The organism is Nocardioides sp., from assembly GCF_014360585.1.
Lineage (GTDB): Bacteria > Actinomycetota > Actinomycetes > Propionibacteriales > Nocardioidaceae > Nocardioides.
Window position 1 is genome coordinate 63368 of sequence record NZ_JACIXG010000007.1, and the last position, 19253, is coordinate 82620.

The window sequence follows — 19253 nt, forward strand, 5'->3', positions numbered from 1 at the left end:
GAGCGATGTCAACAACTCTTTGATAGAGCGTTTGGCAGTAAAAGAGCAACGTGACAATCTCGCCCCACGAGCACCTCATCGGCTGGCCTCGGCCGCGTGGCGGAGCGTGGGCAGCGGCCGCTGCCAACGACGGCCTTCGCATTGCCGGCCCCTACACGCTGGGCATCGCCGGGTTCGGCTTCCTGCTCGAAATGTTCACGTCCAAGTCGCTCACCGGCGAGCGCTCGACCCTGCTCGGGGTCGCTGCCTTCGCGATCTGGGCCTTCTCCTACGCCTTCATCAGCCTCGCCATCACCGGCCGGACGATCGGGAAGGAGCTGGCCGGACTGCGCGTCGTACGGGCCGACGGCGCTGCACCGGGTGTGCGCACCATGCTCGTCAGGACGCTGGTGTTTCCGTTCAGCGTGGCCTTCTTCGGGAACGGCCTGCTCCTGATCGTGGTTCAGCGTGAACATCGTTCCGTCCACGACCTGATCGCCAAGACCTGTGTTGTCTATGACTGGGGCGACCGGAGCGATGAGATGCCGGGGCCGCTCTCGAACTTCCTCAACCGCGCCCAATCGGACTCCCCGCAGCGCTGACGACGCCCGCAGGATCAGGAGCCGTTGTCGTCGCCGAGGCGGACCTCGGACCAGTCGAGACCGTCGAGATTCACGACGATCGCCTCCTGGGTGGTGCGGGCGATGACGACGACGGCCTCGGCGTCGGGGTCGGGGTTCTCCTCGCGGTGGGGGACCCACGGGGGCACGAAGACGTAGTCGCCGGGGCCGGTCTCCACGCGGGTCTCGCGGGGCTCGTCGCCTTCGGTGTCGAGGAAGACGAAGACCGGGTTGCCGGAGACGACGTAGATCGCGGTCTCGGAGGCGCCGTGGTGGTGGTTGGCCGAGACGGTCGAGGCGGGGACATGGGTCTGGCCCATCCACAGGTTCTTCGCGCCGACGGTCTTGCCGCTGACCGCCTCGAGCCGTCGCATCCCCGAGGTCTGTCCGGTCTGGTCGACCAGACCGGAGGGAGCGACGTGGCTGAGATGGCGGTGGAAGGCGTCGATCTCGGCGGGGACGAGGACGCCGCTCGGAGTGCGGATGTAGTCCCCGTCGGAGGACCCGGCAGGTACGTGACTGGCGGACATCAGGCTCCTTTGGCCAGGGTGAGGACGGGGTAGTTGCCCGGCAGAGCGAGCCGCGGGCCTCACAGTCGAGATCGTAGCTCTAGCCTGAAGAGGCGCTTCGTCGCTCGGGTCTGGGCGACGTACAGATCGCGCAGGCCGGCGTCGCCATCGGCTCGGATGCCTGCAGGATCGACGATGATCACGGTGTCGAACTCCAGGCCGCGCGCCTCGGGTGCGGCGACGATCGTCGCGCCGGCACCGTGGACCTCGGCCTCCAGAGCCAGCGAGCGCTCGGTGGCTGCGATGACACCGATCAGCTCACCCGGGTGCTCGTGGCGGACGTCCGCGATGAGCGTGCTCAGAGTGGACGGGAGGCCCTCGGCGGTCACGTCGAGGATGCGTGGCTCTTCACCGTGCCGGATGGATCTGGAGAGCTGCTGATCCGGGGCGATCTCGGCCAGCAGCGGTTCGGTCGCAAGCAGGATCTCGGTCGTCGTGCGGTAGTTCACCGTGAGTCTGTGGTGAGCGAACCGGTCGCCGACGAACGGCTCCAAGGCCGCATCCCACGTCCGGACGGTGGTCGATGGCCCCGCCTGGGCGAGATCTCCGACGACCGTCATCGACCGGTTCGGGCAGCGGCGCATCAGCGCGCGCCATTGCATCTCGGAGAGCTGCTGGGCCTCGTCCACCACGATGTGGCCGTAGCTCGCCTCCGGGGCTCCGTCGACGAGTGCGCGGGCCTCGTCCAGCAGAGCGAGGTCTGCGTCGCTCCACCCGTCGCCATGGTCGACGCCGAGGTCGTTCAGCAGCTCGCGGACGAGATCGTCGGCGACGAGCCGAGGCCAGGCCCGGGTGATCGCTCGATCGATGGACGGGTCATCGATGAGTTCGTCGCGGACGGTGTCCCAGTCGATGTCCAGATCATCCGTGGAGGGATCGTTCCCTGTGAAGCGGTCGAGATCGATGCCCAGGTGCGCCTCCAGCTCCTCCTCGAAGTCGGACATCTCCTTCGCGGTACGCCGTTCCAGCTCGTTGACCAGCTCGTCGACGACGTACTCGGTGAAGAGCCCGCGAGCGCGGTTGTGCCCGATGTCGTCCTGCAGGGCCTGGCATCGAGCGGAGTCGACCACGGCCGGGTCGAGCCTCACCGTGTCATGCGTCGTCTTCAGCTCCAGCGGGACGCCGTGGGGCTGGTGCTGCCGCACCAACCGAGCGAGGTCGTCGGCGAGCGCCGCGCGCCCCTTGGCCCGCGCGAGGTGATCTGGCTCGGTCCGCGTCGCCTCCACGCCCACCAGATCGGACATGGTCGCCAGCCGTACGTCGTTCTCGCCGAGCGACGGCAGCACCTCGGAGATGTAGGTGAGGAACCGCCGGTTCGGCCCGAAGACGAGCACCCCCTGGTCGGCGATCGATGGGAAGGCGTACAGCACATAGGCCGCGCGATGCAGGGCGACGATGGTCTTGCCGGTGCCGGGACCGCCGTCGACCACCATGACCCCGCGATGCGAAGACCGTACGATCTCGTCCTGCTCGGCCTGAAGGGTCGCCGCGGCCTCGTGCATCCGCCCGGTCCGCGCCGTGCTCAAGGCCGAGACGAGTGGGCTGTCCCCGACGAGGTCGACGGCTGTCGGCGACGTACCGTCGAGGATCTCGTCGTTCACGTCGACGACCTCACGGCCGTCGAGGCGTAGATGCCGACGCCTGCGTACGCCCATCGGTGCGGCCATCGTCGCCGCGTAGAACGGTCGCGCGGCCTCGGCCCGCCAGTCGATCAGCAGCGGGCTCTCGTCCTCGGTGCGCAGCCCGATCCGGCCGATGTGCAGAGACTCGCCCTCATCGGAGCGGTCGATCCGCCCGAAGCACAGCGAGTGCTCCGCTGCCTGCAGCTGTCGAATGCTCTCGGTCAGCTGGGCGACCTCGAGGTCCCTGGCATAGCGCTCGCTCGGCCCATCGACAGGCGCCGAGATCGCCCGCTCCTGTGCTGCCCGTCTTGCGCTCAGGTCGTTGTGTAGAAGCGCGTACATCGCGTCGACCGACCGCTGCTCCACGCCGACCTGACGGGCCCTGTCCTGCTCGCCCACGTGCCCCCGCCTTCCGTTTTCGGAGGTCAACTATGAGCGGCAGCCGGGGTAAAGACAACGTTGATCTATCTTAGGATCCGTGGCCTTGCCCTCGGCGCTCGCACCCGCCGGAGGCCGCGCCTGCCGGGACCCCGTAGGCGAACATCGCCGTTCTCATGTGGCGAACTCGTCGACCGCGGTCAACACCCGGCGGTCAAAGACACGGCGCTGGGCGGCGAGCTCCTCTCCAGTTGGCGCTTCACCGACGATGAGGTTCCCCAGGTCGTCGACCGACTGAGGCTGGTCCTCCGCATCCGGAAGCACCGCGACGGCAGACTTCGCGAACCCGCAGTAGTAGGCGATGCCCTCGCTCAGCTGAGCCTCCAGAAGGTCGACCATGGGCGCGACGATCGGGTCCTCGGCTGTAGCACCGGCGAGCCCGAGCCACAGAACGCGCTTCCCCGCCAACCGCGGAGCGCTGCGACCGTAGGCGAACCCGTAGTTCCACACGCGGTCGATCCACCCTTTGAGGAGCGCCGGCGTGCTCTGCCAGTAGATCGGGAAGACCACGACTAGCAGGTCGGCGGCGAGGACTCGTTCCATGTGCCGCTGCACTTGCATCGAGTACGCCTTGTCCCGGTTGGTCCAGTCGGGCTCGTCCTCGACCGTCATCCTGGGGTCGAACCCCTCGGCGCGAAGGTCGAGGACATCAATCTCATGCTCCGCCGCACGGAGTCGTTCGGCGACCAGGTCGGCGACGTGCGCGGTTCGTGAGTCGGGTCGGTGATGCGAGAGGACGACGAGCGTTCGTGTGGATGTCATGAGATGAGTACAGCGCGATGTGCGTAGACGATCCATGGGTTGAAGGCTCTGATCGATAGGAGTTCGTCTACGCTTTGGACGTGGATCCACTGAGCTCGCTCCTGGCAGGCATCCGTACTGAAGGCTCCGTCGTGACCTCGGCCGTGCTGAGCACGCCGTGGTCCATCCACTTCGTGGACGAGGCAGTACTGACGATGGTCACGGTGCTGCGTGGCGGCGGGGTGCTTCACCTCCCCGACGGAGACAGCCGGAGGGTGAGGCCGGGGGAGACCGCACTCGTACGCGGTCCTGCTCCGTTCTTGCTCGCCGACCGTGCCGACGTCGTCGATGACCCCGCGACGACCTACGAGGTCGCCTGCTTCCTGTGCGAGGACGAGGACCACTACGTGGCGCCATCACCCCACGCGGACGCGACGACCCTCGTGGTCGGTGTGTATCGAACGGTGGGTCATCGATCGAACAGGGTGCTCGACACACTTCCGACAGTGCTGATCATCCAGGAGGAGCCCGGCGTCTGCGACTGGATGGAATCGGTGGCCTGTGACGCTGCGAACCTTCGACCTGGATCGCAGGCGCTCATGGACCGGATGCTCGATTGGGCCCTGGTGTGCACGCTGCGTACCTGGTTCGAACGAGTTGGCGCCGAGGCACCGGCGTGGTACCGCGGGCTGGCAGACCCCGTAGTCGGACCAGCTCTCGATGCGGTCCATCGCCGACCGACCGAGCGATGGACGGTGGCTCGGATGGCGGCCGAGGCCGGCGTGTCTCGAGCGCTGTTCGCCCGCCGATTCCGCGACGTCGTCGGCCGTCCTCCGTTGACGTACCTCACCGAGCATCGCCTCGACGAGGCGTCCGACCTTCTGATGAGTACGGACCTGGGTGTCGCGCAGATCGCCAAGGCGGTCGGGTACGCCGACTCGTTCGGGTTCAGCGCGGCATTCAAGCGGGTCCGTGGCAGCAGCCCGACCGCGTTCAGACGCTCATTGTCATCCACTTCCCGCGCCTGAACGATCGCTAGCTGTGATGCCTACTCGCGCCGCAGGACGACCCAGGTGAATGGCTGTATTACGCCCCATGGGGTCACGTGCTCGTCGGTCTCCGCATGCTCCAGCGTGAAGGCCCCCGCGAAGAGGCGGACGAGCGAGTCGGCGTCATGACGGGCGGTCGGCAGGCCCGAGCATGACTCGGGGCCTGTGGGGGCGAAGGTGCCCATCACCAGCCCGCCTCCGGTCTGGACGGCTGTCGTCGCTTGGTTCACGTAGCGAGCCTGGTCGGCTGGGTCGGTGAGGAAGTGAAAGACCGCTCGATCGTGCCAGACCGCGTAGCTGTCGACTGGCGTCCAAGTCAGCACATCGGCGACGACGTACGTCGCCTTCTGGCCCAGCCGTTGGCGGACCTGTTCGAGTGCGTTGGAGGAGACGTCCAGCACGGTCACGTCATAGCCTGCCGGCAGCAGCGCGTCCGCCAGGCCGGAGGCGCCCGCGCCGACATCGATCACCCGCCCTGAGGTCGCAGCCATCGTGATGAGTCGCCGAGAAGTCGCTGGAACCGGCTCGTACCAACTCACATCGTCGACGTCCTTGGCCGCGTAGACGGTGTTCCAGTGGGCGTCAGGCTCTGAGGCGCTCATGCCTGCGCATTCTGCCGTTGTTGGCCTGCCGGTGGCGCGGATCAGCTGGAACTCGGAGGAGGTTGCGCTGCCGCCTGGCTGATGCCATGGATCGCGGCACGGATCCGTTCGGCCGCAGTGTCGGGGTCGGGCTGTCCGCTGTCGAGCCACGCGATCACCGCGTCGGTCGTCAAGGTCGGGATCAGCTGGGCGGCCCAGTCCAGCCAGGGGCCATCGGGGATCTGCTTCGCGAGGTTGGAGCGTGCGACCGTCACCGCGGCGGCGGAGAGGCTGTCGGTCAGATCCTGGAACTCGCGCTCGCGGGTGGCGAAACGAAAGAGCAGCCGAAAGGCATCAGGGTCCTCGGCGGCAGCGCCCAAGAGCGCCGGAATCGCATCGTCCTCGAAGTCGTCGGTGCCCACTCGCTCGGCGAGGCGACTGCATGCCTGATCCAGGATCGTCCGATACAGCTCGGCCTTGGAGTCGAAGTGCCGGTAGAGCACGACACGCGTGACCCCGGCTTCCTCGGCGATCTCGTCCAGCCCGGTGTCGGCGAACCCGTGCCTGGCGAATGCGCGTGTCGCGGCCGTCAAGATCTGGGCCCGTCGTTCCGCACGGGGCAACCGGGTCCTGGCTGCAGGTTGGGGCATCCCACTTCCTCTCTTGTATACCTCGAAGTTTACATCTACGGTTGTATACATGCGAGTAAACATACGTCGAGATGCCCATCTTTACCGCACCAGCGGCACCGCGGTCCTCGCGGGTGATGACGATGCGTGAGACCGATGCGCGAATCGAGGCCCGCGGGCTGACCAAGCACTACGGAGGGATCGCGGCGGTCGACGACGTGAGCTTCACCGTCGAGCCCGGATCGGTGACCGGATTCCTCGGACCCAACGGCGCCGGCAAGACCACCACCCTGCGGATGATCCTCGGCCTGGTTCGACCAGACCGCGGCCGAGCAACCATCGGCGGGACCGCGTACGCCGATCTGGCGGCCCCTCTCGAGATCGTCGGTGCGGCCCTGGACTCCACCGGATTCCATCCCGGGCGAGCCGGTCTCGACCACCTTCGGATCTACGCCGCGGCGGCTGCTCTGCCCTCCTCGCGCGCCACCACAGTGCTGGACGCGGTCGGGCTCGGCGACGTCGGCAGTCGAAAGGTCGGCGGCTACTCGCTCGGCATGCGGCAACGCCTCGCCTTGGCCACGGCTCTCCTCGGCGATCCCTCCGTACTGGTCCTTGATGAGCCGGCGAATGGCCTCGACCCCGAAGGCATCCTCTGGTTGCGCCGGTTCCTCAAGGAGTACGCCGACACCGGACGCAGCGTGCTCGTCTCCAGCCATGTCCTGACCGAGATGCAGCAACTGGTCGACCGCGCCGTCATCCTCCATCGCGGCCGCCTGATCCGACAGGCAACACTCGTGGACCTCGCCGCCGAGCACGGTGATCTCGAGACCGCCTTCTTCAACCTCACCACCGACCAGGAGACCCGGCCATGAGGCCACTGATCACCTCCGAGATCCGCAAGCTGTTCTCCACCAAGCTCTGGCTCTGGCTGCTCCTGGCCTCGATGGCGCTGACCGCACTCTATGCGGCCCTGCTGATCGGGTTCAGCGACGATCCAGACACCCTGACCGCGCCCCTGGACAGCGCCGCCGGCCAACAGACCCTCTTCGCTGTTGCATCGGGTGGTGCCAACACCCTCGTCGCGGTCCTGGCAGCGATCGGAATCACCGGAGAGTTCCGCCATCGAACCGCGACCTCGACCTTCCTCGCGACGCCTCGCCGCTGGAAGGTGGTCGCTGCCAAGCTGGCGGTCTACACCGCGACGGGTGCCGCATACGCGGTCGTATGCCTATTGGTCGTCGCCTCGATCGCCGGCCCGTGGCTGAACCTCAAGGGCATCGACCTGACACTCCTTGGCAACGGACTGCCGGCCACGTATGCAGGTGTCGTCGCCGACGTGACGATCTTTGCGGTGCTGGGCGTCGGCCTCGGAGCCCTCGTACGCAATCAGGTCGGCGCCGTCGTCGGTCTTCTCGTCTACCGATTCGTGGCCGAACCCATCGTCACCGCAGTCCCGGCGCTGACCGACTGGACCGCCTACCTCCCCGGATCCGCATCCGCCGCGCTCACCCAGGTCTCGCTCAGCACCCAGGATTACCTCGCCCCGTGGGCTGGGGGCCTTGTGCTCGCGGGCTACGGGTTAGTTCTCGCCGTCCTCGGAGCCCGCGTCTCCATGAGCCGAGACATCACCTGACGCGGATCGCCGCATGGTCGCTTGCGTCTTCTCACCCGACTCGGGTGATCCAGCATGGTGATGGTCGGGATGAGATCGGTGGCATGCCCCGCCAGATGGTGAACGTCGACAACTTCGTCCGCGCCGAGACCGACCGCATGTTCGCTGCCCTTCAACAGCAGAACGGCGGCATCAATGTCCTGAACCATTTCCGGGAGCCGTCTCCGCTCGACCAGCAGCCCGTCATCCGGCAGAACCGGGACACCCTCTACTCCAGTGCGGTGGTGAACATCTCCGGCGTTGCTGCGCTGACGCTCCCGGACGGCCGCGGGCGTTACCTGTCGGTGATGATCGTCAACGAGGACCATCACATCAACCGCATCTTCCACGAGCCCGGCACCTACGAGCTCACCGTCGCCGAGTTCGACACCGACTACGTTCTGGTCGCGGCCCGGATCCTGGTGGATCCGTCCAGCAGCGCTGACGTGGCAGAGGCCAACGCACTTCAGGACCAGATCCAGCTCAAGGCCGGTTCCGCTGATGAGTTCGTCTTGCCCGACTACGACAAGGCGTCGCTCGACACCACCCATGAAGCCTTGTTGACGCTCTCGCGTGGCCTACCTCGCTACGACCGGGCTTTCGGCAGCAAGGATGAGGTCGATCCGGTCCGACACCTGATCGGCACCGCCTCGGGCTGGGGCGGACTGCCTGAGCACGAGGCCTTCTATCTCAACGTCGAACCCCGACTCCCGGTCGGAAGCTACGAGCTACGAGTACCCGACGTGCCGGTGGACGCGTTCTGGTCCATCTCGGTCTACAACGCAGCCGGCTATTTCGACCAGGTAGGGGACGCAGACGTGAGCCTCAACAGCGTCACGGCACATCGAGACGGCGACGGCTCCATCACTATCCGGTTCGGCGCCGAAGCAGGCCCCAACACCCTCGGCATCATGGACGGCTGGAACTACATGGTGCGTCTCTACCGGCCGCGAGCCGAGGTTCTCGACGGATCCTGGACGTTCCCGTCCCTCGGGTCGGATGGTTGATCGCGAGCGCCCCGCGCGGTGCTCTCGCGCGCTGCGGATCCTGGCCCGATTGGCTGGCGTGGACGAATCAGTCCGATTGGTCTAAAATCAGACCGTGCGTTCTGAAACGTCCGGTCCCCGCATCCCGGCGCAGCCTCGCGAGGGTTCGGGCTCTTTCATCGAGACGGCACGGCGTCGGCAGCTGATCGAGGCAGCTGTCGAGACGGTGAACGAGATCGGGTACCACCGTGCGTCCCTGGCGGAGATCGCTGGTCGGGCGCAGATCGCCAAGAGCGCGGTCGTGTACTACTTCGCCTCCAAGGACGGGCTGCTGCTCGAACTCGTGCAGACGGTGTTCGGCGCTCTCGGTGGGCGCCTCCTGGAGGCAATCGACGGGGTCGACGGACCTGCTGCGCGCCTGCGGGCCTATGCGGAGGCCTACCTCGCGTACGTCGATGCCGAGCGCCACGCGATCTCCGCGGCGGTGGAGATCGTCGTCTCGCACCGAACCTCCGACGGGACCCCGCTCTACCTCGTCGAGAACGACGAAGACACTGCCCTGTTGCGGAGCATCCTGCGCGCCGGCATGGAGGACGGCACGTTCACCTCGATGCCTCTAGACGTCGCGACCGGGCTTGCCGAGAGTGTGGTGGACCGCGCCATCACCCTCGTGCAGCGCAACCCCCATGTCGACCTCAGCGAGCTGCGCGCGCACGTGGTGCCCTTCCTGTTCCGAGGTCTGGGGGCCGAGGATGCGTGATCCGGTACGCGGTTCGGCTACGACGCCGGTGTGAATCTACGAGAAGGCGGCCGCTCACGCCGCCGCACAGCGCTATAGGAGAGCAACATGACGATCTCGCCCCCACGAGCACCTCGTCGACTGGCCTCGGCCGCGTGGCGGAGCGTGGTTGCTGCTCTGCCGCTTGGCGTGGGCCTGGCCGTTGTGTCGGTTCTGCTGCCTGCCACCCGCGGCCCTTCCGACCCGACGACGTTGGCGATCCGGATCGCCACAGGCGTCGTGATCAGCGCTCTCACACTTGCCGTGATCGCTGTACTGGTCGGCTATGTCGACCGCAAGCGGATGAGCGACGTGGGGCTCACGAGCATCCGAAAGGGATGGCGGCTCGCCGTATGGGGTGGCATCGTCTGGACCGTCCCGGCTGCGGCGATGTTCGGCGTGCTCGCCCTCCTCGGCGCCCCGCTCGCCGTCACTGTTTCGGCATCGGAAATGGTGCGTACGGTCATCCTTCTCCTCCTCGCGGTGCTGATCACTGAAGCTCTTCCCGAGGAAGCCGTCTTTCGCGGCTACATCACGAGCGCACTCGGAGCGGTGGCCAGCGGCTGGTGGGTCATCGTGATCCAAGCGCTGATGTTCACCCTGTTTGCAGGGCTCCTGCGACAGAACTGGAACCCGGCTGACCTATCCCTCTTTCTCACGATGGGGATCGTCTTCGGCTACCTGCGCATGATCACCGGCTCGGTGTGGATCTCCATCGGATTCCACACCGCCTTCCAGACCGGAGCCCAGCTCGTCCTGACTCACGACGCCATCGAATTCGCCGGTGGCACCGGTATGGCCATGCTCGCCCTCGGCATCATCCCCTTCTCCGTGGCCGCGTTCCTTGTCGGCAGCACCGGCATCCCGCGCATCATCCACCCGGTCACCGCAGCGGAGGCGGACTAGGCCTGCCGGGCGCTGCTCGTCGGCTCACGGCAGTCTCGCGCTGCACGTGCGACAGCTTCTCGGGGTTGCGTACGGAGTAGAGGCCGGTGACGAGACCTTCGTCGATCCGCACCGCCACCACCATGTCGAGGACGCCGTCGAGCCGCAGGAAGAGGCCGGGGGAGCCGTTGATCTGCGCTGGCTCGACGGACAGCTCGGCACCGACGGTGTCGAGGAGGAGAGCGAACAGGTTGGCCACCTTGTCGGCCCCGACGATGGGCCGTGGCATGGCTTGCTTGATTCCGCCCCCGTCGCTCAGGGCCACGACGCCGGGCGCGAGGATGTCGACCAGACCCTGTAGATCGCCTGTCTGGATCGCGCGCTGGAAGGCCTCGAACACCGCCAGGGTCTCGGCGCGGGCGACGGCCTCGCGCGGCCGTCGCGCGGCGACATGCGACCGCGCCCGGTGTGCGATCTGGCGGACAGCGGGCGACGTCTTGTCGACGGCCTCGGCGATCTCGTCGTAGCCGAGGTCGAACACCTCGCGGAGCACGAACACCGCCCGCTCGGTCGGACCCAACGTCTCCAGCACGAGCAGCATCGCCATCGACAGGCTGTCGGCGAGCTCGATGTCCTCGGCCACGTCCGGCGCGGTCAGCAGCGGTTCGGGCAGCCAAGGGCCCACGTAGGACTCCTTGCGGCGGCCGAGCGTACGCAGCCGGGTGAGTGCCTGGCGCGTGGTGATCTTGACGAGGTAGGCCCGCTGGTCTCGCACCGTGTCGAGATCGACGCCTGCCCACCGTAGCCAGGTCTCCTGGAGGACGTCTTCGGCGTCAGCGGCCATGCCGAGCATCTCGTAGGCAACCGTGAAGAGCAGATTGCGGTGGGTGAGGAATGCCTCGGTGGCGGGGTCCGGCTCGCCTCGATGGCTCATGGTGGCTCCTGACGTCTCGTATCTCGTGGCGACCACAAGACGCCAGGAATCGCCGCGTTGTGACATCGCGGCGGCAAGAAAGCGGACCCGAAACCATACTGCGCCGCTGGGCCATGGCGCGTGCCTCGGAAGTGAGGTGTCACAGGATCGAGGTCACCGGCATCTCTTGTTCGACCGGGTGCCCTGATGGGCCCGTCCGGTTTCGAGTACGTCATCGCTCACCGACTACAAGGAGATACTCCTCATGAACCTGGCTCTTTGGATCGTTGCCGGAGTGCTTGCCGCTGCCTACCTGTTCTCCGGCGGCGGCAAGCTGCTTCTCACCAAGGAGAAGATCATCTCCATGTCGGCGAGCGCCGGATGGGCAGAAGACTTCAGCGCGGGAAGCATCAAGACCATCGGAGCCCTCGAGGTCCTGGCTGCCGTGGGCCTGGTGCTGCCCGCCGCGCTCGACATCGCGCCGGTCCTCGTGCCGCTCGCAGCGCTTGGCCTGATGATGATCATGGCCGGCGCGGCGCTCACACGCATCCGGCGTCACGAGCTCAAGTACATGGCGGCGGACCTGGTCTATCTCGCCCTCGCCACCTTCGTGGCGTGGGGCCGGCTCATTGGCCCCGAGTCCTTCGTACGCTGACTGGCGGCGCGGTGCGTGGACGTCATCGCCCTGGCCCGTGTGGGCGGCCCGTTTCGCGACGATGCGAACCGTGAGCAGCCGTGGAGGGGGTGTCGGATCGGTGGCGAGGGTCGTCGCCAGGCGACCTCATGCCACCCGGCTCGCCGCCGGTCGGCGTGCTCGGCGCCTCGTGATGGTGCCGGTAGGTCCTGGCGAGGTCGCAGATCATGAACGCGACCAGTGCGCCGCCCCACACCGCGAGGCCGACCCAGGCGAAGACCTCGCCGATCGTGATGGCCTGTGCCTCGGCCGATGCCAGCAGTTGAGTGTGCTCGGGCCGGGACGCTTCGGTGCTGCTCGCCTCGGCGTCGGTGAGTGGTGGTGGGGACGACGCCCCGAGAACCGATCGATCCCACAGGGTCGTAGACATTTCTGCACCTCCATCGGATGGTCCGACGAAGGTCTTCCTCAGCGGGCGCTCCACGGGCCGGGCGGGAGGCCGTGATGACGACACGTGGCGATGGAGGTACTCCCCTTCAAGAACATGTTAACTCGGGCCGACTCAACTTCGACAGAGTTTCGATGCATCATTGGGTTCGCAGATGGTTACCGGCGATCCACTCGATGAAGCAGTCAGGGTGACTACTACCAGCCGCGTGGCCGGAAAGCGACACCACGATGAGTCGTCGGGTGCCGCGGCCCCGGCAACAGTCCGGGGTCGCGGTCTGGTAGCAGGCCGAGAACCGGGTTCCGCTCGGTCCCGAAGGCAGTGGGGTGGGGATCGACGGCGCCGGAGACGGCGACTGAGCACCGGTCGATCGGGCGCAAACCGACCTCACGGCGTCCGGTTCGGTGATATTTTCGAACGACCAGCGAAGTCCTACTGAAGGGCAGTCTCATGTCGGTTCAGTTCGAAGTGCGCATCGATGGAATGACCTGCAACCGCTGCGTCGAGACCGTGACGAGCGCTCTCGGTGACCTGGACGGCGTCCAGGGCGTCGAGGTCGATCTGAACCCGGGAGCCGTGTCGAGCGCCCGTGTCACCGCCGACGAACCGGTCGAACCGAGGGTGCTCAGGTCCACGCTCGCCAAGGCCGGCTTCACGATCGCCCGGTAGACCCGAGTAGCAGTCGGCCGTGCCCGACCTCGGCTCCCGCCGACTCTTCCCTGCACTCACCGCCGAACCTGAACTCTCCTACCTCGACGCTGCCTCCGGCACACCCTGCCCGGAACCGGTCATCGCTCGGCTCAGCGCCGAGCTGCGGGGGCCGGCAGCCAACCCCGGCCGGGGCGGGCACCCGTGGGCCCGGGACGCATTGCGCCGCGTCGAGGAGTCCCGCGCCGCCGTCGCCGGATTTCTCGGCGCGGCTTACCCGGACGAGGTGGCCTTCACCCGTGGCGCCACCGGCGCGATGGCGTTCATCGCGGACCGGTGGGGGCCGAGTGTGCTCGCGAACGGGGGAGAGATCCTCTACTGTCCCGGCGACCACCTCTCGACGGTCCGGCCCTGGCTCCGGCTCGCCGAACGGATGCGAGACCAGGGCGTCCGAGCGGTCCCGTACCGGCGTGACCGCCTGGGACGCATCGACCCCGACGACTTCGCTCGCGCCGCGAGCGACCGCACCGCGGTCGTCGTCGCCACCGACGTGCACAATCTCCACGGCACCTGGACCGACCTCGATGCGCTGGCGATCCCGCCGAGCGCGACGGTCTGCCTCGACTGCTCCCAAAGCGCCGGCCGGCGGCCCCTGCGCCTGGCCGATTCCAGGGCCGAGCTCGCCGTCGTCTCGGGCCACAAGATGTTCGGCCCTCCCGGCACGGGCACGGCCTACGTACGCCGGGGTCAGCATCATCGGATCGCTGTCGACCGGGCCGCCGCGCGGAGCGGACCGGCCCGGCACGTCTCCCAGCTCACCGACGCGGCCGAGGAAGGGAGCCTCGACGGGGTCGGTGCGGTGGGGCTCGCGAGCGCCGCCGCGTTCATCGACGCCATCGGCCTCGACCACCTCGGAGACCACCTCACCCGGCTGGTCACGCGGTTCGCGGACGGCGCCGCACAGCTCGTCGGCTTGACCCTGCTCGGGCCGCCCGTCGACAACGACCGAATGCACAGCGGCATCCTCGCCTTCGCGCTCGACGGTCACGTCGGCGCCGACGTCGCCTTCGTGCTCGAGCGCCGCGGTGTGTACGTACGGGCGGGCGACCACTGCCTGGAGGGACCCCGGGAGGACGCGGTCCGGGTGAGCTTCCACGTCTACAACGACGAGACCGATGTCGACCGACTCCTGCAGGGCCTCGCCGCCGCTGCCGAAAGGAACTGAAACGTGGAGAACGAAGGCATCCTGTACGACCGAGCCGCAGCCGCCCGCATCCTGGCCGAGGTCGCCGGACCCGACTTCCTGAGCGGCCCGGCTCCGGCAGTCCCAGCCGTCTCGGTCGACTATCGCGTCGAGGAGCTCCGGGCCGAGGCAGGGGGAGCGCTCACGACCGGACAGCGCCGTTACCTCGAGTCGTACATGCGGCCGTGCCGACCTGACCAGGTGGTCAGCGGAACGCACCGCGTCACCTGGCGTGACTCCCGTGGCATCGCGAACAGTGGCCACATCGGTCCCGGTCCGCTCGGACCGATCCTGCCGATCGCGGCCAGGGAGGCCGTGATCGCGGTCGCTGACACGATCGCCGCCGCCGATGCCGTCACCGCCCGCTCGAACGAGCTCGGCGACGACGACCTCGACGTGCTCGCCGACACCACCACCGACCAGGAGCCGGCCGAGATCTTCCGCGTCGGCGCCGAGGCCGCGGGCCGTGCGCTCGTCCAGCACGGCATGCTCGCCGGACAGGTCGGGATCGAGGATCCCGTCGAGTTCGCCGAGGCGATGCTGGCCTCCGGGATGTACGGCACGGTCGCCTCGACCTGGTTCTGGGAGCTCCAGGCCTCGACCTACCGCCGGGGCATGCTCCCGGCGCGTCTGGAGCGCGCCGGTGGACGCCTGCGCTACACCGCCGACACCGTGGCGCTGCTCGCCGAGATGAAGCGGCGCACGATCGCCGATGCCCACGAGGTGATGGACCGGGCGCGCGCGGAGGGGCTGGGGGTGCGTGCCGCCATCCAACGCCATCACGTCGAGCTGGACCAGATCTCGCGACAGTACGCCCTGCTGCCGGTGGGGGAGCGTCCGGTCTGCCTCGGCCAGCGGGCCCAGCAGGTCGACGGGCGGCGCGTGCAGCCGCTCGCCGCGGTCGCCGAGGCGCTCACCGGCGCCTTCGCGGCCGCGGTCGCGTCGGTACGGGTCGCGGAGGCGCCCGAGCTCGCCTCGCGTGACGTACGGTTCGCCGCGGGGGAGCAGGAGTTCGGGGTCCCGGACATGACCTGCCGGCACTGCCGGGTGACGATCACCGCCGTCTTCGACGCCCAGGCCGCCGAGCTGATCGAGGTAGACCTGCACGGAAAGGTGGTGCGGGCCAGGTTCACCGACGCCGGGCAGCGCGACCGGGTCTTCGCCGACCTGCGCGACTCCGGCTACACGGTGGCCGAGGGGTGAGCGCTCGCCATCCGCTCCCGGCGGCACGGCATCCGATCGCGGCCCGGCTGCTCGGCGACCCTGCCGCGGTCGCCGGGGTGATCGAACGGTTCGGCTCGCCGATCCACGTGGTCTTTCCGCAGGTCATGGCGGAGAACGCCGCAGCACTGACGGCCGTTCTGGACCGCCACGAGGTTCCGCACGAGATCTTCTATGCGCACAAGGTGAACGCCTCGACCCGGTTCCTCGCCCAGGCGTGCGCCGCCGGGCTCGGCGTGGACGTGGCCTCGGCGGCCGAGCTCGACCGGGCGCTGGCCGCGGGGTTCGCCCCGGACCGGATCGAGGCGACCGGGCCGAAGTCTCCGGCGCTCATCGAGCGGATCGCGGCCCTCGGGGTCACCGCCAACGCCGACGATCTCTGGGAGCTCGACCGGCTCGCGGCGGTCGCACCGCGTGGCAGCAGCGTCCCGGTCCTGCTGCGGCTCTCCGGCTTCGCCTCGCCGCTGGTGCCGCTGTCCCGGTTCGGCATCGACCTCGCCGACGTCGACGCCGCCCTCGAGACCGTACGCCGCGCCCGCGGGCTCGAGCTACGCGGTGTGGCGTTCCACCTCGACACGGCTGACCCGACCGCTCGGGTGGACGCGCTGACCGAGTCGATGACAGTCGTGGCCGCTGCGTACGGGAAAGGCCTGCGGCCCTCGGTGGTCGACATCGGCGGCGGGTTCCGCCAGCGCTTCGTCGATGACCCGGAGCCGTTCCAGAGGTACTCGCAGGCGCTGGCCACCGCGGCGCCGGAGGAGCTGGTGTGGCCCGGATACGACCTGGCGGCGCCGACCGCGCACAAGTACGGCAACCACCGCCCCGCCACCGACGTGCTCGAGCGGTTCCTGACCGCCGAGATCGAGCGACGACCGGTGGCCGAGGTGCTGCGCGAGTGCATGCTCACGCTGTGGCTCGAGCCGGGCAAGGCCCTGGTCGACCACGCCGGGATCACCCTGGCCTCGGTGCTCTACCGCAAGCGGGCGGCAGGTCGCGACCTGGTCGTGGTCGACCTGTCTCGCAACCAGGTCACCCCTGCCGACCAGGAGGTGCTGGTCGATCCTGTCCTCGTGAACGGGACGGGCGATCGACCGGGGGAGGGCGTGTTCCTGGCCGGGAGGCTGTGCCTGGAGTCGGACCTGATCAGTCGCCGGAAGGTCTTCCTCGAGTCCGAGCCGAGGAGCGGCGACGTACTCGCCTTCGTCAACACCGCCGCCTACCAGATGGACCTGTCAGCGTCCTCCGCCGGCGGGCATCCGCCACCGCCCAAGGTCGCGGCGTTCCTGGAGGGTGAACGATTCACGTTCGTCCCCGACGACATCCACGGGAGCTGAGCATGCGCTACGACAGCGTCCTCGACATGATCGGCGACACTCCGCTGCTGCGCCTCGATCCGGCCGTCCACGGCGTACCCGACGCCCAGATCCTCCTGAAGCTGGAGTCGGCAAACCCGTTCGGCTCGGTCAAGGACCGGGTCGCCTGGGCGTTGCTGCGCGACCACATCGGTGAGATCGCCGAGGAGGGGCGGGTCGTCCTGGAGGCGTCGAGCGGCAACACCGCGAAGGCGCTCCAGATCATCGCCTCGATGCACGGGGTCGGGTTCCGCGCCTTCACCAACCGGGTCCGGGTGCGTGAGGTACGCGAGATGCTGACGCTGCTGGGCACCGATGTGACCGAGATGCCCGGCCTCTCGGAGTGTCCGGACCCGACCGCGCCCAACGACGTGTTCGGGGTCATCGGCGACCTCATGGACGGTGAGCCCGGCCGCTACCACCACACCTCGCAGTACACCAACGAGGACAACCTGCGGGCCCACTACGAGCAGACCGGCCGCGAGATCTACCGCGACGTGGGCCCGGTCGACCTGCTCGTGGGCGGGCTCGGCACCACCGGCTCCACCCGAGGTGCCGCGACGTACCTGCGTGAACGCAATCCGCAGACCGCCGTGGTCGGTGTCGTCGCCGCGGAGGGCGACTTCATCCCCGGCATCCGCTCGGCGGCCGAGATGTGGGAGGTCGGTCTCTTCGAACCCGGCTTCTACGACGCGATCACCGTCGTCGACTCGGCCGACGCGATCGTGGCGAGCCTCGAGCTCGCCACCCGCCACGGTGTGCTCGCCGGCCCCACCACCGGGGCAGCGTACGCCGCGACGCGGGAACGGCTGCTGTCCGAATCCGTAGCCGGCTCGAGGCGCGATGGCCCGGTCACGGCGGTCGTCATCGCGTGCGACCGCATGGAGCCGTACCTCTCCTACTTCCGCCACCGCCGGCCCGACCTGTTCGGCGCGGCGAGCGACCCCGCGACCGCCGAGGCGGCGCCCATGGCGGCCCCCGAGGACGTCGAGGCATGGATCGCCGCAGGCGAGCATGTCGTCGTCGTGGACGTACGCACGGCGCTGGCGTTCCGGGCCGGCCACATCCCTGGGGCGATCAACCTCCGCGACGACCTGCTCGAGCAGATCCTGGAGGCGGGGATGCCGTTCTCCGAAGCGTCCCGTGTCGTGTTCGCCTGCCCGACGGGGGACCGGTCGGCGCGATTCGCCGCCCGGGCCGCCGCGACCGGTCGACAGGCCTACAACCTGGCCGGCGGCGTCCTCGGCTGGCGTGACAGCGGACGGCCGCTCGCCGGGGTGTGAGCCCTCGGCGTCCCGTGCCTGGCTCTCATGCGGGCAGGAGGAAGAGCATCGTGCCCATCCCGCCCGCCATCAGGCCGTGGCCGATGGCGGGCAGACGGTGTGTGCGCACCGCGGCGGCCTGCACCAGCCACCAGACCACCCCGGCCGCGCAGACCGCGACGAACAGCGAGTTGACGGTGATCGCCCAGCCGGGAGTGTCCGCGGCCGCTCCGATCGCCGCTGCGCTCCCATGGCCGGCATGACCCTCCAGGCCGCCGGGATGCACGTCTGCCATGAGCAGCGGCATCGCGGCGAGCATCCAGATCATCGCGGCATTCAGGGCCAGATGGCCCACCAGATCAGCGCGCCGAGCCCCGTCGCTCGCCCGCCGCAGGGCAGGCAGCAGAGCCAGGGCCAGGACCGTGAAGAGCGCGACCTGCGCCCAGACTGCGACATCCGAGACGATCACCCAGATCATCAGGATCATCGCGGCGCTCATCACGGCATGGTTGAGATGGAGAACGGTCTCGGCCCCCGACGGCGGGCACACCACGAGGATCCAGATCCCCGCGGTGCCGGTGAGCACGAAGGCCACGGTCAGCAGAAGGTCCCAGGGAGGATCGACCACACGAACAAAGGTACTACCGCGACGCCTCGGAGGAGGCCGGTCGTCGATATGGGTGCCGCGGGCTGGGAAACGCCACGCTCAGGCGTCGAGATCCTGCGCGACGAGCGCTGCGACGGCGTCGACCGCCGCCTGGTCCGCGCCGGCGACCTCGACCTTGTCGCCGTTGGCGGCACCGAGGGTCATGATCAGCAGGGAGGAGGCGGCGTCGACCGGCTCGCCGCCAGGAACGGCGAGAGTGATCTCGGCTCCGAGCTCTTCGACCTTCTCGGAGATGATCGCTGCGGGGCGGGCGTGCAGGCCAACGGCGGAGCCGACGGTGACGGTCTGGGTGGGCATGATGCTCCTTCGTTTGATGGGTTCGAGACGTACGGGTGGA

Annotated in this window: 22 protein-coding genes; 13 read left to right on the forward strand and 9 right to left on the reverse strand. The window is 68.4% G+C overall.

Annotated elements, in window-relative coordinates; genetic code table 11:
- Window positions 1–50 precede the first annotated feature (50 nt).
- Window positions 51–581, forward strand: a complete 531-nt coding sequence (locus tag H5T77_RS04220; protein ID WP_292645468.1) for an RDD family protein — start codon at window positions 51–53, stop codon at window positions 579–581.
- Between the two features lie 14 nt (window positions 582–595).
- Here H5T77_RS04220 and H5T77_RS04225 read toward each other — a convergent pair whose 3' ends face one another.
- From H5T77_RS04225 to H5T77_RS04235, 3 genes are all read right to left on the reverse strand, one after another.
- Window positions 596–1129 carry a cupin domain-containing protein gene (locus H5T77_RS04225; RefSeq protein ID WP_292645471.1) on the reverse strand — a complete coding sequence of 178 codons (534 nt, stop codon included), beginning with the start codon at window positions 1127–1129 and terminating at the stop codon, window positions 596–598.
- 59 nt (window positions 1130–1188) lie between these two features.
- A complete protein-coding gene (locus tag H5T77_RS04230; protein ID WP_292645473.1) occupies window positions 1189–3189 on the reverse strand; it encodes a HelD family protein in 2001 nt (666 codons plus the stop codon).
- 153 nt (window positions 3190–3342) lie between these two features.
- Window positions 3343–3990, reverse strand: a complete 648-nt coding sequence (locus H5T77_RS04235; RefSeq protein ID WP_292645476.1) for an NAD(P)H oxidoreductase — start codon at window positions 3988–3990, stop codon at window positions 3343–3345.
- Between the two features lie 80 nt (window positions 3991–4070).
- Between H5T77_RS04235 and H5T77_RS04240 the strand changes: the two genes are divergently transcribed.
- The gene (locus H5T77_RS04240; RefSeq protein WP_292645479.1) at window positions 4071–4997 is read left to right on the forward strand and encodes an AraC family transcriptional regulator; all 927 of its coding nucleotides are present in this window, start codon (window positions 4071–4073) and stop codon (window positions 4995–4997) included.
- A gap of 20 nt (window positions 4998–5017) precedes the next feature.
- Here H5T77_RS04240 and H5T77_RS04245 read toward each other — a convergent pair whose 3' ends face one another.
- Together H5T77_RS04245 and H5T77_RS04250 are read right to left on the reverse strand one after the other, a co-directional pair.
- The gene (locus H5T77_RS04245) at window positions 5018–5620 is read right to left on the reverse strand and encodes a class I SAM-dependent methyltransferase (RefSeq protein ID WP_292645482.1); all 603 of its coding nucleotides are present in this window, start codon (window positions 5618–5620) and stop codon (window positions 5018–5020) included.
- Window positions 5621–5661: 41 nt separating this feature from the next.
- Entirely contained in the window at window positions 5662–6249 is a 588-nt protein-coding gene (locus tag H5T77_RS04250) for a TetR/AcrR family transcriptional regulator (RefSeq protein WP_292645484.1), read from the reverse strand.
- A 122-nt stretch (window positions 6250–6371) separates the two neighbouring features.
- Here H5T77_RS04250 and H5T77_RS04255 point away from each other — a divergent pair, with 122 nt between their 5' ends.
- The 5 genes from H5T77_RS04255 (at window position 6372) to H5T77_RS04275 (ending at window position 10549) form a co-directional block, all read left to right on the forward strand.
- Window positions 6372–7100 (forward strand): ABC transporter ATP-binding protein, encoded by a 729-nt coding sequence (locus H5T77_RS04255; protein ID WP_292645486.1) that lies wholly within the window; start codon window positions 6372–6374, stop codon window positions 7098–7100.
- The gene (locus H5T77_RS04260; RefSeq protein ID WP_292645489.1) at window positions 7097–7861 is read left to right on the forward strand and encodes a hypothetical protein; all 765 of its coding nucleotides are present in this window, start codon (window positions 7097–7099) and stop codon (window positions 7859–7861) included. The genes H5T77_RS04255 and H5T77_RS04260 overlap by 4 nt, the downstream gene beginning before the upstream one ends.
- Window positions 7862–7944: 83 nt before the next feature.
- Entirely contained in the window at window positions 7945–8886 is a 942-nt protein-coding gene (locus H5T77_RS04265) for a DUF1254 domain-containing protein (protein ID WP_292645492.1), read from the forward strand.
- A 94-nt stretch (window positions 8887–8980) separates the two neighbouring features.
- Window positions 8981–9625 (forward strand): TetR/AcrR family transcriptional regulator, encoded by a 645-nt coding sequence (locus H5T77_RS04270; RefSeq protein ID WP_292645494.1) that lies wholly within the window; start codon window positions 8981–8983, stop codon window positions 9623–9625.
- 144 nt (window positions 9626–9769) lie between these two features.
- Window positions 9770–10549: a CPBP family intramembrane glutamic endopeptidase gene (locus H5T77_RS04275; protein WP_292645497.1), complete on the forward strand. Its 780-nt coding sequence runs from the start codon at window positions 9770–9772 to the stop codon at window positions 10547–10549.
- Here the strand turns inward: H5T77_RS04275 and H5T77_RS04280 are convergent.
- Window positions 10527–11462 (reverse strand): RNA polymerase sigma-70 factor, encoded by a 936-nt coding sequence (locus H5T77_RS04280; protein WP_292645498.1) that lies wholly within the window; start codon window positions 11460–11462, stop codon window positions 10527–10529. The genes H5T77_RS04275 and H5T77_RS04280 overlap by 23 nt on opposite strands.
- Window positions 11463–11706: 244 nt before the next feature.
- On the opposite strand from H5T77_RS04280, the gene H5T77_RS04285 reads away from it, so the two are divergent.
- On the forward strand, window positions 11707–12096 hold the full coding sequence (locus H5T77_RS04285) for a DoxX family protein (RefSeq protein ID WP_292645501.1): 390 nt from the start codon (window positions 11707–11709) through the stop codon (window positions 12094–12096).
- Between the two features lie 22 nt (window positions 12097–12118).
- On the opposite strand, the gene H5T77_RS04290 is transcribed toward H5T77_RS04285, so the two are convergent.
- Complete coding sequence (locus tag H5T77_RS04290; protein WP_292645504.1) at window positions 12119–12505, reverse strand: hypothetical protein; 387 nt, start codon at window positions 12503–12505, stop codon at window positions 12119–12121.
- Between the two features lie 468 nt (window positions 12506–12973).
- Here H5T77_RS04290 and H5T77_RS04295 point away from each other — a divergent pair, with 468 nt between their 5' ends.
- The 5 genes from H5T77_RS04295 to H5T77_RS04315 are packed head-to-tail and all read left to right on the forward strand — an operon-like array spanning window position 12974 to window position 18270.
- Complete coding sequence (locus tag H5T77_RS04295; protein WP_292645507.1) at window positions 12974–13192, forward strand: heavy-metal-associated domain-containing protein; 219 nt, start codon at window positions 12974–12976, stop codon at window positions 13190–13192.
- Between the two features lie 19 nt (window positions 13193–13211).
- A complete protein-coding gene (locus tag H5T77_RS04300) occupies window positions 13212–14396 on the forward strand; it encodes an aminotransferase class V-fold PLP-dependent enzyme (protein WP_292645510.1) in 1185 nt (394 codons plus the stop codon).
- Between the two features lie 3 nt (window positions 14397–14399).
- Window positions 14400–15617: a heavy-metal-associated domain-containing protein gene (locus H5T77_RS04305; protein WP_292645513.1), complete on the forward strand. Its 1218-nt coding sequence runs from the start codon at window positions 14400–14402 to the stop codon at window positions 15615–15617.
- Entirely contained in the window at window positions 15614–16969 is a 1356-nt protein-coding gene (locus H5T77_RS04310; protein WP_292645516.1) for an alanine racemase, read from the forward strand. Before H5T77_RS04305 ends, H5T77_RS04310 begins: the two co-directional genes overlap by 4 nt.
- A 2-nt stretch (window positions 16970–16971) precedes the next feature.
- Window positions 16972–18270 carry a pyridoxal-phosphate dependent enzyme gene (locus tag H5T77_RS04315; RefSeq protein ID WP_292645518.1) on the forward strand — a complete coding sequence of 433 codons (1299 nt, stop codon included), beginning with the start codon at window positions 16972–16974 and terminating at the stop codon, window positions 18268–18270.
- Window positions 18271–18295: 25 nt separating this feature from the next.
- Here H5T77_RS04315 and H5T77_RS04320 read toward each other — a convergent pair whose 3' ends face one another.
- Together H5T77_RS04320 and H5T77_RS04325 are read right to left on the reverse strand one after the other, a co-directional pair.
- Complete coding sequence (locus H5T77_RS04320) at window positions 18296–18877, reverse strand: DUF5134 domain-containing protein (protein WP_292645521.1); 582 nt, start codon at window positions 18875–18877, stop codon at window positions 18296–18298.
- 78 nt (window positions 18878–18955) lie between these two features.
- Window positions 18956–19213 (reverse strand): HPr family phosphocarrier protein, encoded by a 258-nt coding sequence (locus H5T77_RS04325; protein WP_292645524.1) that lies wholly within the window; start codon window positions 19211–19213, stop codon window positions 18956–18958.
- Window positions 19214–19253 lie beyond the last annotated feature (40 nt).